This window comes from Alteromonas sp. AWJ4_197, from assembly GCF_056160285.1.
This window is the reverse complement of record NZ_JBSWWW010000005.1, coordinates 447,638-464,098: the sequence shown is the minus strand read 5'-3', so window position 1 is coordinate 464,098 and position 16,461 is coordinate 447,638. Positions and strand designations below refer to the sequence as shown.

Here is a 16,461-nt window from a genome sequence, read left to right as displayed (position 1 = left end):
AAATTAGCGTTCCAGCGATATCTGTAATACGTGATAAGTGAGGGGCAGCGTGCCGGCCGGGGCGGTACAGAAAGCCTTTTCCAACGCTTTCAGTGAATGGCGGGTGAAAGAATGTTGTGCGTGTCCGCTGTCTGATAAGCCAGCACCGGCTTTAGTAATTGAATGCAGCAGACTGCGTATTCCGTCAAAGTGCTCTGTATAAGTTTCAACCGTACTTTTCACTACTTGAAAGCCAGCCTGACAGGCGGCTTTTTCCCACACCAGTGACTGAGGTAAAGTGTTTACGGATTCAGGCAACCCCGCCACTGAACGGGCCTGAATAAGCTCGTGAAAAGAACCGGCAACCATAATGGCTAACTGCGCTCTGCCCCCGGGTTTAAGCACCCTGGCAATTTCCGGCATCGCAGTGGCAGGATCATCACTCCACTGCAACGCCATTGAGGAAAATACCGCATCAAATTGCTGTGCAGAAAAAGGCAGTGCATCCGCATCACCTTCTTTGAATGTCAGAGACGGATAATCCCGCCGCGCCTTTTGGAGCATATCTGCGGCAATATCGAGACCGGTAACTTGTGCACCGTTTTTCGCCAGCAACACGGTTTCCCGCCCTGTGCCGCAGCCGATATCAAGCACCCGGCTGCCCGGTTCAACGTGCAACAAACTGCGGGCATGGGCAGCGATACGGGCCTGAACTCCTGCCACCTGATTATATGAATGAGCAGCACGGTCAAAGCAAGCAGCAATCGCCTGTTTGCGGGTTACGGCTGTTTCAGCGGTTTTTGAAGCGGGTTGATTCACACCGCCTCCATAGCCAGCATTAATGCATCCACCAGCACGCTGATATCCCGGGCACTGTGTTGAGCAGTAATGGTGATCCGCAATCTGTCAGCCCCTTTCGGCACTGTCGGATAACGTATTGCCGGTACCCATATTCCACGTTGTTTCAGCGCTTCTGACAGCGCCAGCGCCTTATGAGGATCGCCGCACATCACAGGCTGAATGGCACCGACAGATTCAGTTAACTGAAGGCCCTGCGCCAGAGCAAGCGAACGAAACGTCGCAATATTCTCATGTAACGTTTTACGCTCGTCACCCGTTGATATGGCCGTAAGCGAATACAAGGTAGCAATAGCCTGAGAGGCCGGCAGCGCGGTGGAGTAAATATAGTGCCTGGCGTGATTGACCAGATAATCAATAAAGGCCTGACTGCCGGCAACGAAGGCACCGGCTGTACCCACCGCCTTACCGAATGTGCCCATCAGTACCGGCAAATCCTGCTGTGTAAGCTGATAGTGCTCTGCCACACCGAAACCATTTTCGCCCAGTACGCCAAATCCATGGGCGTCATCCAGCATCAACCACGCGCCGCTGTCACGACTTTGTGAAACAAGTCCTTTAACCGGTGCGCTGTCTCCGTCCATGCTGAAAATACTTTCACTGGCGATAAGGGTATCGCCGGATAAACCGGATAGTAGTATTTCGCAGTGCGCTAAATCGTTATGACGGAAACGCTTGAATTCAGCTTTGCTGGCAAGCACGCCGTCAATGAATGAAGCGTGCATATATTTGTCGGCCAGTACGTTGCCACCATTTTGAAACAGTGCCTGACAGATGGCCTGATTCGCTGCAAAGCCGGAATTAAACAGCAGTACCGCTTCACGCTGAAGATGCTCTTCAAGATAGGCTTCAAGGGCCGCATGGGCCTGTGTGTAGCCTGTCACTAACGGAGACGCGCCGCTGCCACCACCAAACTGGGCTAAGCCTTCTACCCAGCTTTGCAGCACACCCGGATGCTGACGCATGCCCAGATAATCGTTACTGGCAAAGTTCAGATAGTGCTCGCCGGCTATACAAATAATGCCGTCTTTTTCATATTCCACACAATGCCGGCGACGCAAGTAACCGGCATCCTGCTTTTTCTGAAGCTCAGCATTGATAAAATCAAATGCCATCAGGCCTCCGCAGGCGCGGTTTTACGGGGCGCGGTGGCATCGTAAAACAAGTCAGCCGGCGCTGATTGCGCGGCAATTTCTTCCTGCAATGCCTGCTCATGAGCTTCATCAGAGAACTCGCGGGTACGCTCAGCGTTAATGCCCAGCTTGCGGAATAACAACACGTCTTCGTGGGTATCCGGGTTAGAGGTTGTCAGCAGCTTGCAACCGTAAAAAATAGAGTTGGCACCGGCCATAAAACACAGCGCCTGCATCTGTTCATTCATGTTTTCACGGCCGGCGGACAAACGCACGTGTGAGGCAGGCATCATGATGCGTGCGACCGCAATGGTCCGGATAAATTCGAATGGTTCGAGATCGTCCACTTTATCCAGCGGCGTTCCTTCTACTTTCACCAGCATATTGATAGGAACACTTTGCGGCTGTTCCGGCAGATTAGCCAGTTGCATCAGCAGGCTTGCACGGTCTTCTGCAGATTCCCCCATGCCCACAATACCGCCGGAACATACATTCATGCCGGCATCACGCACATTCTGCAAGGTATTAAGACGGTCGTCGTAGGTACGGGTTGTAATGATGTCACCGTAAAACTCAGGGGAAGTATCCAGATTGTGGTTGTAATAATCCAGACCGGCCTGCTTCAGTGCCACAGCCTGCTCGCGGGTAAGCATACCCAGCGTCATACAGGTCTCCAGACCAAGCTTTTTCACTTCAGACACCATCTGTGTGACATAAGGCATATCGCGGTCACGGGGGTTACGCCAGGCAGCTCCCATACAGAAACGGGTGGATCCGGTGGCTTTCGCTTCTTTAGCGCGCTGAATCACTTTTTCAATTTCCAGTAAGCGCTCTTTTTCTAATCCGGTATCATAGCGTGCGCTTTGCGGGCAGTATTTGCAGTCTTCCGGGCACGCGCCGGTTTTAATTGATAATAACGTGCTCACCTGCACTTCGTTCGGATCGAAATACTGACGGTGAACAGTTTGGGCTTTGAACAGTAAGTCATTAAATGGCAATGCGAAAAGTGCCTTAACTTCGGCTTTGGTCCAGTCATGGCGAATGTCTGCCTGATGTTGTGGTGCGTTGGACGCGATGGTCATGCCCTATCCTTTACTAATGAGAAATGCTGGCTTAGTCTATGCCTGGTTACAGAGTTGTCAACTCTGACCATTTCCAAACCTTTACCAATGGTTACATTTTGAGCAATATTGAGTTTGATCGCCAGCATATCTGGCACCCTTATACGTCTGCCGTCTCCCCCCTGCCCTGTTTTGAGGTGACCGGAGCTGACGGCGTAGAAATTACTCTGGCCACCGGTGAGAACCTGGTCGACGGTATGTCGAGCTGGTGGGCAGCCATCCATGGCTACAATCATCCGGTATTGAACAACGCAGCCAAACAGCAAATCGACAAGTTTTCCCATGTCATGTTTGGCGGTCTGACCCATGACCCGGCGGTATCACTTTGCCGCACGCTGCTTGATATGGCACCCGACGGCATGAACCGGGTCTTTCTGGCCGACTCCGGCTCAGTTTCCGTTGAAGTGGCACTGAAAATGGCCTTGCAGTACTGGGCCTGTCAGGGGCGTCAGGAAAAGCACCGGATTATCGCGCCCCGCAATGGTTATCACGGCGATACCTTCGCCGCCATGTCGGTATGCGATCCGGTAAACGGGATGCACAGCTTATTCTCCGGTGTACTCAGCAAACAGGTGTTTGCGCCGGCCCCGCAAACCCGGTTTGATCAGACCTTCAGTGAAGATGATATTTTGCCGCTGCAGGAATTATTTGAACGCCATCATCATGAATTAGCCGCTCTCATCATTGAGCCGGTGGTTCAGGGTGCCGGTGGCATGCGGATTTATCATCCGGAGTACCTGAAACGCTGCCGTCAATTGTGTGATGCCTACGATGTGCTGCTTATCTGTGATGAGATAGCCACGGGATTTGGCCGTACCGGAAAACTGTTCGGCTGTGACCATGCACATATCAGCCCGGATATCATGTGCGTAGGCAAAGCGCTCACCGGGGGTTATCTGACACTCGCTGCAACATTATGCTCAGAAGATGTGGCACAAGGTGTGTGCCAGGGAGAACCCGGCGTATTCATGCACGGCCCGACATACATGGGTAACCCGCTGGCCTGTGCTGTAGCGAATGCCAGTCTGTCACTGATTAATGAAGGGCACTGGCAAAAACAGGTAGCCGGCATTGAATCACAACTGAAAGCCAGCCTGCCAAATTGCAAAGCGCTTCCCGGTGTGGCTGACGTGCGGGTGCTGGGTGCAATCGGTGTGGTTGAAATGAAACAACCGGTCAATGTGGCCATACTGCAGAAGCATTTCGTCGAAAAAGGGATCTGGATCCGGCCTTTCGGTAAACTGGTTTATATCATGCCACCGTACATAATCACTGAAAGTCAACTTGAAAGACTGACAACGGGCATTTATGACACCTTAGCCAGTCTGTAAAACAAAGGATGAACAATGCAGTTGATGGCCCGGGTAATTGATAAAATTCTGTTCGCAGGACTCTTCATCGCTGCATTGCAGGTTCCCATTCTGGCGGATCATTACCGCCAGTATCTCTCAGGCTACTACGATGCCACCAGAGAACAGGTCATAGAGCTGGAAAATCTGGCCAGACAATTCAATTTCAGTTCTGTAGATGCGTTAATAGAAAGCCTGCGGAATAACGCCGATGGCGTGGTGCAGCAGGACGCTGAAAATAAAGCCGCGCTGCAAGCGAAACTGGAAGAAGCAGACAATGGCATAAAAACCCTCTCCACCGGCAACTACTTTGAGCAGGCCCGCTATATGTTTGCCCCCGCAAGGAAAGATACTTTATTCAGAGTGCTGGATAATTTTGCGCCGTCCATCCCCCTGACACCGGCGGCCATTGTATTCAGTCTGATTGTTGCCATTGCATTGAACATTCTTGTGGTCTCGCCTCTTTGGGCCGGTCGCCGGGTGTATCACTGGCGTCAGGCGAGAAAGGCGCGGGTCCGGTTCAGTTAAGATAAGCATCAGGGACCCCGTGAAAAGTTAAGCAGTTAGCACCGCTTCTGGCTGCTGTGTTTCATATTTGACAAAAAAATCAGGTATCCGTCGCGCAAAAGTAAGCACTGTGGTTTGCTTTCAGTTCAGCTAACCACAAAAAGAAAATTGCCATGACTGTTACCCCCTTTTGCCTGAACCCGCTTTACATTTTCGCATTATTGTTTGCCTGTCTGTTACAAAATCCGGCCAGCGCGGCCACCGGTGACACTTTTCCTTCGGAACGAAAAGTTATCCGCGATCCGGTTACCGGTGTAAAAATCGCCTTTCTAACTACGCAGTCAAAGGGTGACGCCAAAATTTACCCTACTCATCCTCAATGGACGGCTGACGGTGAGTGGCTGGTATTCAGGTCTGCACGGGTGCCGGGAGAGGCCATGGCCGTCAACGAAGAAACCGGCCTGTTAGTGCAGGTCAGTGAAGGTGGTTATTTTGGCATGCTGGTGAATGCACAGCGAAGCGGCAAGCTCTATTTGATGCGGGATCCTGCTGTTGCAGCAGATGCCCAACCCCGTTACGGCGATAACCCGAACGATAAAGCCATCATCGAAGTGAACATTGAAGCATTGCTCGAGGACGTAAAGAATAATGAAGTGAAGCAGTCAGGACACTATGAACGAACAGTGGGAGTTGTACCCGCCTCCATGGGGGCCGGTGGAGATATGGCGCTGGATGCCGCCGAAGATATCATTTATTTCCGTATTGGCCGGGAAGAAGCAGCCAGACACTTGAGTGATAAGGTTGCGCTCAAGGAAAATTTCGGTCCCCGGAATATGGGCGCGGGCCCGACAGGCATCGCCAGTATGAATATTCAAACCGGAAAGATAGACATGGTGGTGGCACTGCCCTTCCAGCTTGGTCACATACAGACTAACCCCTGGGTAAGCAGGGAACTGGTATTTTGTTGGGAAACCGGCGGCAAATCGCCACAACGAATGTGGACAATGAAAGTCGGTGGAGAAGTCAAAGCCCTATACCCTGAAGCAGATTATGAGTGGGTCACCCATGAAGCAGTGATCACCAGGGACGAAGTAGCCTTTGCTATCATGGGGCATCGCGACGTCGGTACTGATGATGAATGGGGCCCGTCAGCCAGCCGCCAGAAACCCACAGGACTGGGTATTGTGAACTTGCGTACAAATGAAATGCGAATTGCCGGGCAAACCCGCAGCGGCAGCGGACTTTGGCATGTACACGGTTCTCCGGACGGGCGCTGGGCTGTGGGTGATGACTTCGAACGTAATCTGTATCTGATTGACAGAACCACAGATGAAATGCAATTGCTCAGCGGTGGCCACAAAACTTCGGCCAGAGATCATACTCACCCGACGTTCAGCCGCGACGGTACAAAGATTCAAATACAGTCGGCAATGCTGGCAGAGGATGACCGGTCCCTGAACATTGCTATTATTTACCTGCCTGAATCCTTACTCAAACGTCAATACGATGAGGTAAAGCGCCGGGACTGACCGGCCTTTTTATTATACTAAAGGATAAACAGGCATCGATGTTGCAACAGTCTTAAGTGAATGCGCTCCTTTATTCAGGGTCAAACGGCAATAAGTTGGTGTCAGGACCCCATAAATAAAGGCTTTAGACTACTAACAACATTGAAATAGGTTTTAACCATGTTGAATGAAAATACGTTACTGATTGGGCAAGTGTTGCAAATTCGAGACAACATTCTGGCAAAACGCCACGCTATTCCGGGTTCTCTGCAAAGCGAATGGAAGCGTCTCACAGACCGCACTGCCGCCTTCGATATTAAACGTACGTTTAACACTGCCCGTAAAGGCACGACTTTCACTAAGCCTTCTCTTTTTCAGGGCTCAGCGGCAGAATTGTCTAATCTGGTAAAGGCACTGCGTAACTTCAACGCGCGTATCAGCCGTTGAAGACTGAAAACGAATAAGCGCGGAGTGATTTATTCTCACACCGCGCTTTAAATTCAGCGTTTTCTGATAATGACTATCGCCCGGACTTTTCGCCGGCCATAGCTGACCAGACGCACAAAATCTTCCCGCGCGACCGGAATGTGCTGATACTCGACGACCTGATCTTCAAAGATTTCAGGATCCGGATCGTGAATATAGAAACAACGCTGGTCTGAGGCTGTCACCGTGACCCAGTGCGGCGCTTTTTTCTTATCAAACGCATAGGTGCTGATCAAGCACAGTACCGCAGCGCCTTCTTCCAGCAAGGCATCCAAAGATTCCATTTTCCATTCGTGAATATCAACGGTAATGCCCTTTTGTCCGGCTTCATGCAGGAAACCCTGTTCCACCACCTCTACAATGTCTTTCTTATGAGCTGTTCTTACGCCGTCAGTGAAAAGCGGTAATGTACGGTTCAACCATACTTCACTCTTAAAGCCTTCGTCAGCCGCTGCCAGAGCCAGTCCTACCGGATGACAACCACCATGACCTGACGTCATAAAAATCGTAGTTGCACGTCGCCAGAGAGATAGCTCTTTTTCCTGCGACACCACGTACTCATTATTCAACTGTGCCATCGCCATCATCAGCGATGCAGGACCACAGGTAAATTCGGTGGTTTGCTGATACCACGGATACACATCAACTTCTGCAGTACTGGAAGGATAGTTCAGTACTTTCTGCATACGAATGGCGTCAGATTTATCTTCGTAGTATTCGTTATACATACCAAACTGACTAAAACCTAAACGTTGATACAGTGTTATTGCGCCCTTGTTGTCCTCAGACACTTCCAGGCGCATAAAGCGCTTTCCCCGCGACAATGCCCTGATTTCCAGTTCACCAATCAGCGATTGGGCAACCTGTTGTCCCCTCGCCTCCGGCAGCACTGCAATAGAGTACAGGCGCGTAAGCATGGTTCCGCGTCGTAATAACAACAATGCGTAACCGAGTATAATGCCGTCCCGTTCAGCCACCAGCAATTCAGCATGGGGCGCCGTCAAATAAAAGCGCATACGACGACGGCTTAATTTGTCATGAGAAAAGCAACGTTGCTCAACATCACACAAAGACGATAAATCCTCAGCCGCCGCAGACCGTACCGTCACCGGTGAAAGTGATAATACGGGCTCTGCGACTTCACGAGCTGCAAGTTTGGCGCTCATCGACCGCGTAACTCCAACCTGTTTGCAAATTCCTGCATAATTAACTGGTACAATTCTTTGCCCAGATATTTGTCTTCGACGCCCGAATCAATACTCGGGTTATCGTTAACTTCAATCACGTACACTTTGTTGCCTGAGTGTTTAATATCCACACCGTACAAGCCGTCACCCACCACTTTGGCCGCCTTGATCGCCGCCTGTAAGACTGCTTTTGGCACCTCAAAAGTCGGCATGGTTTTAAAGCCACCGGAACTGAAACGGTCACCTTCGTGATGGTAAATCTGCCAGTGGTTGCGTGCCATGAAGTACTGACAGGCATAGATAGGTTTGCCACCAAGCACACCAATCCGCCAGTCAAACTCGGTAAACACGTACTCCTGCACCAAAACCAGTGCTGACGCTTCAAGCATTTCTACCAGACGAGTTTTCAACGCTTCTGCACTTTCCACTTTATACACACCACGACTGAACGAACTCTCAGGCAACTTAAGCACCAGAGGTAACCCCAGGGTTGAAATCAACTCCTGACAGGTGTCATCAGTGCTGTCTGAAACCATCTCACTTCGCGGTGCAGGCACTTGCTGATAAGCAAACGCATCCTGCAGATACACCTTATTACAGCAACGCAATATCGACTGGGTGTCATCGATAACAATCAGGCCTTCACGCTCTGCCGCCCGGGCCAGACGATAGGTATGATGGTCTATCGCGGTAGTTTCGCGGATAAACAGGGCATCATAATGGCCCACGGCTTCCGGTGTTAAACTGGTTACCACTTCAGCATTGAAGCCCGCTTTTTCAGCCGCTTTTACAAAGTTCTTAATCGCTTTGTCGTCAGACGGAGGTGTCGGCTCATCAGGATTAACCAGAATTGCCATATCCCAACGCATCTTCTTGCCTTTGCGGTCACTGCGCCACTGTTGTTGTGTGAACTGCTGTAAACCATCAATACAGTCTTGTTTCAGTGAATCCGGCAAATCAGCAAAGCCACGAGCCTGCACTTCCATAAAGCCGATGTTGTCAGCAGCTATATGTAAAGTGACCTGTAAAATCGGACACGGAAATGCTTCAAACGCTGTGGCCGCAACCGGCAACAGAGCCTGATCTTTTGTTTTACCGAACAGTACAAAGAAAGATTCGATGCCTTCTGTCACCGGCCATTTAAATTTGTCCGGCAACGGTAAACGGGCACTGCCCTCATCGGCAATGCGCAAATCATTGATCGTTTTTACAGACGGTAACACACGGTGTTGACGCGCTTGCGCCAGCAACGAACAGTAATATCCCTGACTTAAATAGCGGGATGTGTCACACAAGTTGATAACACGGGTTTTGGGTTCATTCCGTTTCGGGAATTCATCCAGATAATCCTGAAAAGTCAGAATGGTCTGGTCCGGCAGAGTGAAACCGCTAATGTCGTCAACAACGATAAGAGTTTTATGCATGAAATGCTTCTTGATACCTGAATAAGTAAGAACTATTTGTTACCACAATGTTGATTTCATTGAAGGTAACCTTTTCTGTCCGGGCAGTGTAATTCAACTGCTGGCATTCACCAGTGTTTTCAGAACGGCTTTTTTTTGTCGTTACCATGAGTTTTTGTGATAGCGTTCCGCCTGTTATTTTTATGCACTAAATCGTTTTAATTTTTTTATCAGAGAACGTTTAAATAACGCAGCAGAAACGCTATATAGTGGTCACATGATCTGTCTATGTCCCGCCCGTATTCTTATCGCCGTTACGGGTACCAAGGAGTTGATATGCTTTTACCCAGTTTAGCGATAATTGCAGGCCTGCTGGTTCTGCTGTGGAGTGCAGAAAAATTTGTCGGTGGTGCCGCCGGTGTGGCACGGCATTTTGGTTTATCTCCGTTGCTCATTGGTATGCTAATCATCGGATTCGGTACCTCTGCACCGGAAATTATCGTGTCGGTATTTGCTGCGATGCAGGGCAATTCAGGCATTGCGTTAGGTAACGCATACGGCTCTAATATCGCTAACATCGCACTCATTCTTGGATTGACCGCGGTTATCAGCCCTATTGCCGTCCGCTCAGATATCATCCGCCGCGAACTGCCTATTCTGCTTGGCCTTACCTTTTTCGCCTGCTGGCAATTAATTGATTTTCATGTATCCAAAGATGATGCATTCTCCCTGCTTGGTTTATTCATACTGCTGATGGGCTGGAGTATCTGGACTGGCATGAAAGGCAGCAGTGATACCCTTGCCGCTGAATATGAAGGTGAAATTAATCCGGACGATGCCAGCGTTAAAACCAATGTGATCTGGCTGCTGGCCGGGTTAGCTTTGCTGGTCGCCAGCTCCCGTATTCTGGTATGGGGAGCAGTGGAAATTGCCACCCAGTTTGGTGTCAGCGATACCATTATCGGATTAACCATCATTGCGGTGGGCACGTCTCTACCTGAGCTGGCCTCATCACTGATGGCTATCCGTAAGGGTGAACATGACCTGGCACTGGGTAATGTTATCGGTTCGAACATGTTTAATACGCTGGCAGTGGTAGGACTCGCAGGAACGATTCAGCCTATGCAGGTTGAGCCAAGCTTTTTCTACCGCGACGTCATGATCATGTTAGGGCTGTCGGTGGCACTCTTTATCTTCTGTATCGGCATTAAAGGTCAGGGTCGTCTGAACAGACTGGAAGGTGGTGTATTTGTACTGGGATATGTGGCTTACACCTGGTATCTGGTGCAGTCAGCCTTCGTCTGATAACCCGTTGCAGGTAACATATGGTTTAAAAAGCGGCTCTACAGGCCGCTTTTTTGGTTGAGCTTGTTGCCGTTGTATCAGGCTACACTGACATTCAGGGTGAACAGGCTTAACATTGAAATACCCGCGAGAATAAATAAATTCACTCCGTAGTTGTCTTCCCGGCGACGGTTACGACGGGAACGCAGCAGCATGGTCAGCAACGTCATACCCAGACACAATTGCAAGAACATGATCAGCGCGTCCACATGCTCTTCAGACCAGGTAGTGCGCCCTTCAATGCCCCAATATGTTTGTAAGCCCGTGACCATTTCCGGACGGGCAAAATGAAATACCACCAGTGCTCCAATCAGCACCAGCCAGCAAACTGAGTTGACTGTCAGAACAAATTGGTAAAAACCGTCTTTATCTCTCGGCTTACGTCGTCTGTCCGGTTGTTGCGAATTCATGATATTTTAGTTCTCCGTGCAGAAAGTTCGCTGGTATCCCGTTTCTGAATGAGTATACTAGCGATTCGTTTATACGTACGAACCGACACTTTAGATACCCGCCATGCCTGACCGGTTGGCATGCCATAACAAGATTAATAGTTTTTTTCGTTGTTTATCAGCGTTTAGCTTTGTCATTTACTATCGGCAATTCTTCTGTGTCTTTTAGTTATTTACGGCATTTTTACGCCTGATAACACATAATTTTTTCAAACAGGTAAGATGGAGACATTCAAATGACGCATGCGCCCGTTGTCGACGTGCTTGATAGTAAGTACGCAGTTGGCGAAACGGTGACGGTAAAAGGTTGGGTGCGTACTCGCCGCGACTCAAAAGCCGGACTTTCTTTTATCGCTCTGCACGATGGCAGTTGCTTTAATCCCGTACAGGTAATCGCGTTAAATTCTCTGTCAAATTATGCTGATATTCAGCGCCTGACGGCAGGTTGCTCTTTATCTGTTGAAGGTGAAGTCAAACCATCTCAGGGCCAGGGCCAGGCGGTAGAACTGGAAGCCAAAAGTATCGAAATCTTAGGTTGGGTAGAAAACCCGGATACTTACCCGATGGCAGCCAAACGTCACTCAATCGAATATCTGCGTGAGTATGCGCATCTGCGTCCGCGCACAAACGTTATCGGTGCTGTTACCCGTATCCGCAACTGTCTGTCGCAGGCTATTCACCGCTTCTTCCACGAGCGCGGATACTTCTGGATCAGCACACCCATTTTGACCGCCAGTGATACAGAAGGTGCCGGTGAAATGTTCCGCGTGTCCACATTGGATATGATGAACCTGCCCCGCACTGATAAAGGTGAGATTGACTATAAGGAAGATTTCTTCGGTAAAGAAACTTACCTTACCGTATCCGGTCAGCTGAACGTGGAAACATACTGTGCAGCAATGTCAAAGGTATACACCTTTGGTCCCACATTCCGTGCAGAGAACAGCAACACCTCCCGTCACCTGGCGGAATTCTGGATGATTGAACCGGAAGTGGCATTCGCTGACTTAAGCGATGTGGCACAACTGGCGGAAGACATGCTGAAATATGTGTGTAAAGCCGTGCTTGAAGAACGTGCCGATGACATGGCCTTCTTTGCAGAGCGTATCAGCAAGGATGCCATTACACGTCTGGAAAAGCTGATCAGTTCTGATTTCGTACGTATGGATTACACCGATGCTATCGAAATCCTGAAAGCCAGTGGTAAAGAGTTCGAGTTCCCGGTTGAATGGGGTGTGGACTTGTCATCGGAGCATGAACGCTATCTGGCAGAAGAGCATGTTGGTGCGCCGATTATCATGCAGAACTACCCGAAAGATATTAAAGCGTTTTACATGCGTATTAACGATGACAACAAAACCGTTGCTGCAATGGATATCCTTGCGCCGGGTATTGGTGAAATCATTGGTGGTTCACAGCGTGAAGAGCGCCTGGATGTGTTCGACCGCCGCCTGGAAGAAATGGGCCTGAGCAAAGAAGATTACAGCTGGTATCGTGATCTGCGTCGCTACGGCACCGTCCCTCACTCCGGTTTCGGTCTGGGCTTCGAGCGCCTGGTTGCTTATGTAACAGGCATGCAGAACGTCCGGGACGTCATTCCGTTCCCCCGTACGCCGGGTAACGCTAACTACTGATATTTTTCAGTCAGAAAAAGGTGGCCTTTTGTGCCACCTTTTTTGCTTTTTACGGCGGGTGACATTCCGTTACAGATAAAGGCGCTGATGTTGAACAAATTCATGCTATTGTATAAGTTGGTTGTTTCTACAGGATAAATCTGGCCGGGCATGCAGGAAAACGCGCTGTCTACAATTCAATGTGACCAATGTCTGACGGTAGTGCATTTACCTTCGCTGGATCACCGGCAACGGGCTGTATGCCCCAAATGTGGCCATACCCTGCTGACTTATCGTTATCATCAAAATGATAAAGTACTGGCGTTTGCCATCAGTGCACTCATTTTTCTGGGCCTTTCCCTGCCCTTTAACTTCTTATCCTTCCGTGCCAGTGGCATTCAGCACCAGATTGCGCTGCCAGACAGTTTCAATGCGCTGCTAAACCAGGATTACCTGTCGCTGGCCATAATCACCGGCCTGGCCACCGTGGTTTTCCCCGGACTCGTGCTCACCGGGATGATGATTTTAAGCCACTGCCGTAAACACAATAAAAAACCTGTGTTTGTGAAGCATGTGTTTTTCTGGGTGAAAGCGCTGATGCCCTGGAGCATGGCGGAAATATTTCTGGTAGGCACACTGGTCAGCCTGATCAAAATATCTTCTATGGCAGACATTGCTATCGGCCTGTCATTTTATGCTTTCATTGCCTTTTCTGTCTGTATGACCGCCTGTATTATTCAGTTCGATATCAACCGCTATGCGTTCTGGATTTTCGGAGAAGTGCCGCCACCGAAACCACTGACACCGGCAGTCGCCTCAGTGAGTATTCAGCGCACCTGGGCATTACTGGTTACCGCTGCACTGCTTTATATCCCGGCGAATATGCTTCCCATTATGCATACCGAAATGTTCGGACGTGATGAGCCCAGTACCATCGTGGGCGGCGCTATCACACTGTGGCAATCCGGCGACTATCCGGTGGCCATTATTATTCTTATTGCCAGCGTTATTATTCCGGTGGCGAAAATCATCATACTCGCGTGGCTGAATTTAACCGTGCAGCGCGGTCTTGAGAAACGTACCCGCATCCGGACCCGGTTTTACCGCGTGACGGAAGGCATAGGGCGCTGGTCCATGATCGATGTCTTCGTTGTGGCAGTATTGGTAGCACTGGTGCAGTTGGGTAACACGCTTTCTATTTATCCCGGCCCGGCCGCCCTCGCATTTTGTGGCGTGGTTTTTGTTACTATGGTGGCAGCAATGACTTTTGATACCCGCCTGATTTGGCAAAACAGGAAGTAAGCATGACAGACGAAGCTAAAATAAAATCAACAACCCACGTTTCAAAGGTCTGGCTAATCCCGATTATTGCCATTATTACCGGCGGATGGATGGTGTGGTACCAGTGGAAAAACCAGGGGCCGTTAATCACCATAGAATTGAAATCAGCCAGTGGCATTGAAATTAACAAAACGCCGGTAAAGGTTCGGGATCTTGAAGTTGGTCAGGTGAAGAAAATTGAGCTGAAGCCGGACCTTGACGGTGTACTTGTCACCGCACGCATTGATGCCAGTGCTGAGCGGCTGCTGACAGAAAATACCGATTTCTGGGTGGTGGCACCACGGATCAGTTTTTCTGAAGTCTCCGGTTTAAATACCCTTCTGTCAGGTTCTTACATCGCCATGTCTGCCGATGACAGCGGTCGCAGTAAATTTGATTTTGTTGCTCTTGAACGCCCGCCGGCTACACCGCCCGGCACACCGGGCTTGCATCTGACTTTAAAAAGTAATGATAAGTTTGCCTATAAACCCGGCGACCCGATCATTTACAAGGGGTTTAAAGTCGGCGAATTTGAAGAAGCAGAATTTAATATTGAAGAACGTGTGGTGTATTACAGCGCCTTCATTCAGGCTCCCTATCATAAGCTGATCACCCAGAATACACGCTTCTGGAATGTCAGTGGCGTAAAGCTGCACCTTAAATCCAGTGGTGTAAAAGTTGAAACCGGTTCGCTGGAAACGTTGCTGGCTAACGGCGTCACTTTCGGTATTCCTAAAGGCGCGAGTTCAGGTGGACAGGTAGATGAAAATGCCAGTTTTATTATTTTCTCTGATGATGCAGCCGCCTCTAACGCCCGCTATAAACTGTACGCCAGTTACGTGCTGCTGATAGATGAAACCGTAAGGGGCCTTACCGAAGGTGCGCCGGTGGAATATCGTGGTATTGAAGTGGGTGAAGTGGCGCAAATTAATCCGGCCAATCTGATAGACGGTAATATTCTTGATCAGAATTACCCTATTCCTGTGCTTATCCGCATCTATCCGGGCAAAGTGCGCCAGCAGGATACACAGGAAAGTCTGCAAGCTGTTAAAGACACCATGCACGAGTGGATAGGCAAGGATTTACGCGCCACGCTGCGCATGGGAAATGTGCTTACCGGCGGACTTTATGTCGATTTACAACATGACATCAATGCCAGCCCTCTGACGGTAAAAACCATCAGCGATATTGAAGTCATTCCCACCGTGTCGAACGAGTTCACTCAGCTCACACAAAAAGCTGATGCAATTTTGGATAAGCTCAATAATTTACCTCTGGAAACCATGATTGTAGAGGTCACCAATGTGATCGACGACATTAAAGCCGCATCTAACCGGGTTGAACAGGCAAGCAGTGATTTTGATACTCTGATGGGCGATATTGACGCGAAAGCCCTGAATAAGAACCTGAATGAAATGCTGATCAACGTGTCTGCACTACTGGAAAACTATACCGAAGGCGGTTTGAGTAAAGGTGAAATTCAGGAAACCGTTGATACGATGCAGGAAACCCTGCGGAATATTCAGCCTCTGCTGCTGCAACTTAATCAGAAACCTAACGGGTTAATCTTCTCGGACAATAGCGAAGAAGATATTCAGCCGAAAGCCGGAAAAGGAATGTTTAATGAGAACTAAGTTATTCGCCGCTGCCTGTTTTACTGCGTTATTGAGCGGTTGCAGCAGTGCACCGGCATCCTTAACCTATTACGTTTTGCACTCTCCTCAGGCGACAACTGAAGAACAATCTGAGCCGGCAGCACGGGTTTATATTGAACAACTTAGTTTACCTGAGTATTTGAAGCAGCGTTCTCTGGCTATGCAAACCGGACCTGCTACGGTGTATTTTTCCCCCCGCCATGTATGGGCTGAGCCACTGGATAAAAGTCTCCATCAGGCTTTAACCGCCTCTCTGCAACATCACGGAGTGGCAGTTTTACCTGCTGCCGTGTATTCACCACAATACCCTGTGTCAGGATTACATATTAAAATCGACGATTTTATTCCCGCATTTGATGGCAACGTGCTGATTAAAGGTCAATACTGGAAAGAGGACGAAAACACACAGCCTCAAATACATCAGTTTGATTTCCGCCGCCCCATGCAGGGCGATGGCTTTGAAGAGGCTGTGGCAACTATGCGCCTGCTTGTCGATGACCTGGCTTCAGCGATAAGTGATAAGGCGCCGTAACGATTCAAAAGCAGGAC

Annotated in this window: 15 protein-coding genes; 9 read left to right on the top strand and 6 right to left on the bottom strand. The window is 49.5% G+C overall.

What is annotated here, in order from left to right:
* Positions 1 to 3: 3 nt before the first annotated feature.
* Genes ACXAGC_RS13745 through bioB form a run of 3 tightly spaced genes read right to left on the bottom strand, consistent with a single transcriptional unit; the run spans position 4 to position 3,052 of the window.
* Entirely contained in the window at positions 4 to 798 is a 795-nt protein-coding gene (locus ACXAGC_RS13745; protein ID WP_474844825.1) for a methyltransferase domain-containing protein, read from the bottom strand.
* Positions 795 to 1,952, bottom strand: coding sequence for an aminotransferase class I/II-fold pyridoxal phosphate-dependent enzyme (locus tag ACXAGC_RS13740; protein ID WP_474844824.1), 1,158 nt, complete (start codon positions 1,950 to 1,952; stop codon positions 795 to 797). Before ACXAGC_RS13740 ends, ACXAGC_RS13745 begins: the two co-directional genes overlap by 4 nt.
* Positions 1,952 to 3,052: a biotin synthase BioB gene (bioB, locus tag ACXAGC_RS13735; protein ID WP_119500846.1), complete on the bottom strand. Its 1,101-nt coding sequence runs from the start codon at positions 3,050 to 3,052 to the stop codon at positions 1,952 to 1,954. The genes ACXAGC_RS13740 and bioB overlap by 1 nt, the downstream gene beginning before the upstream one ends.
* Before the next feature lie 98 nt (positions 3,053 to 3,150).
* Here bioB and bioA point away from each other — a divergent pair, with 98 nt between their 5' ends.
* The 4 genes from bioA (at position 3,151) to ACXAGC_RS13715 (ending at position 6,902) form a co-directional block, all read left to right on the top strand.
* Positions 3,151 to 4,422, top strand: coding sequence for an adenosylmethionine--8-amino-7-oxononanoate transaminase (gene bioA, locus ACXAGC_RS13730; RefSeq protein WP_474844851.1), 1,272 nt, complete (start codon positions 3,151 to 3,153; stop codon positions 4,420 to 4,422).
* A 15-nt stretch (positions 4,423 to 4,437) separates the two neighbouring features.
* The gene (locus ACXAGC_RS13725) at positions 4,438 to 4,968 is read left to right on the top strand and encodes a DUF2937 family protein (RefSeq protein WP_474844823.1); all 531 of its coding nucleotides are present in this window, start codon (positions 4,438 to 4,440) and stop codon (positions 4,966 to 4,968) included.
* A 152-nt stretch (positions 4,969 to 5,120) separates the two neighbouring features.
* Positions 5,121 to 6,476: a hypothetical protein gene (locus ACXAGC_RS13720; RefSeq protein ID WP_474844822.1), complete on the top strand. Its 1,356-nt coding sequence runs from the start codon at positions 5,121 to 5,123 to the stop codon at positions 6,474 to 6,476.
* A 159-nt stretch (positions 6,477 to 6,635) separates the two neighbouring features.
* On the top strand, positions 6,636 to 6,902 hold the full coding sequence (locus tag ACXAGC_RS13715) for a hypothetical protein (protein ID WP_119500843.1): 267 nt from the start codon (positions 6,636 to 6,638) through the stop codon (positions 6,900 to 6,902).
* A gap of 53 nt (positions 6,903 to 6,955) precedes the next feature.
* On the opposite strand, the gene ACXAGC_RS13710 is transcribed toward ACXAGC_RS13715, so the two are convergent.
* Both ACXAGC_RS13710 and ACXAGC_RS13705 read right to left on the bottom strand, forming a co-directional pair.
* A complete protein-coding gene (locus tag ACXAGC_RS13710; protein ID WP_474844821.1) occupies positions 6,956 to 8,107 on the bottom strand; it encodes a GNAT family N-acetyltransferase/peptidase C39 family protein in 1,152 nt (383 codons plus the stop codon).
* Positions 8,104 to 9,552 (bottom strand): RimK family protein, encoded by a 1,449-nt coding sequence (locus ACXAGC_RS13705; protein WP_474844820.1) that lies wholly within the window; start codon positions 9,550 to 9,552, stop codon positions 8,104 to 8,106. The genes ACXAGC_RS13710 and ACXAGC_RS13705 overlap by 4 nt, the downstream gene beginning before the upstream one ends.
* 315 nt (positions 9,553 to 9,867) lie before the next feature.
* On the opposite strand from ACXAGC_RS13705, the gene ACXAGC_RS13700 reads away from it, so the two are divergent.
* On the top strand, positions 9,868 to 10,836 hold the full coding sequence (locus tag ACXAGC_RS13700; protein WP_474844819.1) for a calcium/sodium antiporter: 969 nt from the start codon (positions 9,868 to 9,870) through the stop codon (positions 10,834 to 10,836).
* Between the two features lie 77 nt (positions 10,837 to 10,913).
* Here the strand turns inward: ACXAGC_RS13700 and ACXAGC_RS13695 are convergent, their stop codons facing one another.
* Complete coding sequence (locus ACXAGC_RS13695) at positions 10,914 to 11,285, bottom strand: hypothetical protein (protein ID WP_474844818.1); 372 nt, start codon at positions 11,283 to 11,285, stop codon at positions 10,914 to 10,916.
* Between the two features lie 275 nt (positions 11,286 to 11,560).
* Between ACXAGC_RS13695 and asnS the strand changes: the two genes are divergently transcribed.
* From asnS to ACXAGC_RS13675, 4 genes are all read left to right on the top strand, one after another.
* Positions 11,561 to 12,958 carry an asparagine--tRNA ligase gene (gene asnS / locus ACXAGC_RS13690; RefSeq protein WP_474844817.1) on the top strand — a complete coding sequence of 466 codons (1,398 nt, stop codon included), beginning with the start codon at positions 11,561 to 11,563 and terminating at the stop codon, positions 12,956 to 12,958.
* Between the two features lie 150 nt (positions 12,959 to 13,108).
* Positions 13,109 to 14,239: a paraquat-inducible protein A gene (locus tag ACXAGC_RS13685; RefSeq protein ID WP_474844816.1), complete on the top strand. Its 1,131-nt coding sequence runs from the start codon at positions 13,109 to 13,111 to the stop codon at positions 14,237 to 14,239.
* A gap of 2 nt (positions 14,240 to 14,241) precedes the next feature.
* Positions 14,242 to 15,891, top strand: coding sequence for an intermembrane transport protein PqiB (pqiB, locus tag ACXAGC_RS13680; RefSeq protein WP_474844815.1), 1,650 nt, complete (start codon positions 14,242 to 14,244; stop codon positions 15,889 to 15,891).
* Positions 15,881 to 16,444 carry a PqiC family protein gene (locus ACXAGC_RS13675; protein ID WP_474844814.1) on the top strand — a complete coding sequence of 188 codons (564 nt, stop codon included), beginning with the start codon at positions 15,881 to 15,883 and terminating at the stop codon, positions 16,442 to 16,444. The genes pqiB and ACXAGC_RS13675 overlap by 11 nt, the downstream gene beginning before the upstream one ends.
* Positions 16,445 to 16,461: the final 17 nt, after the last annotated feature.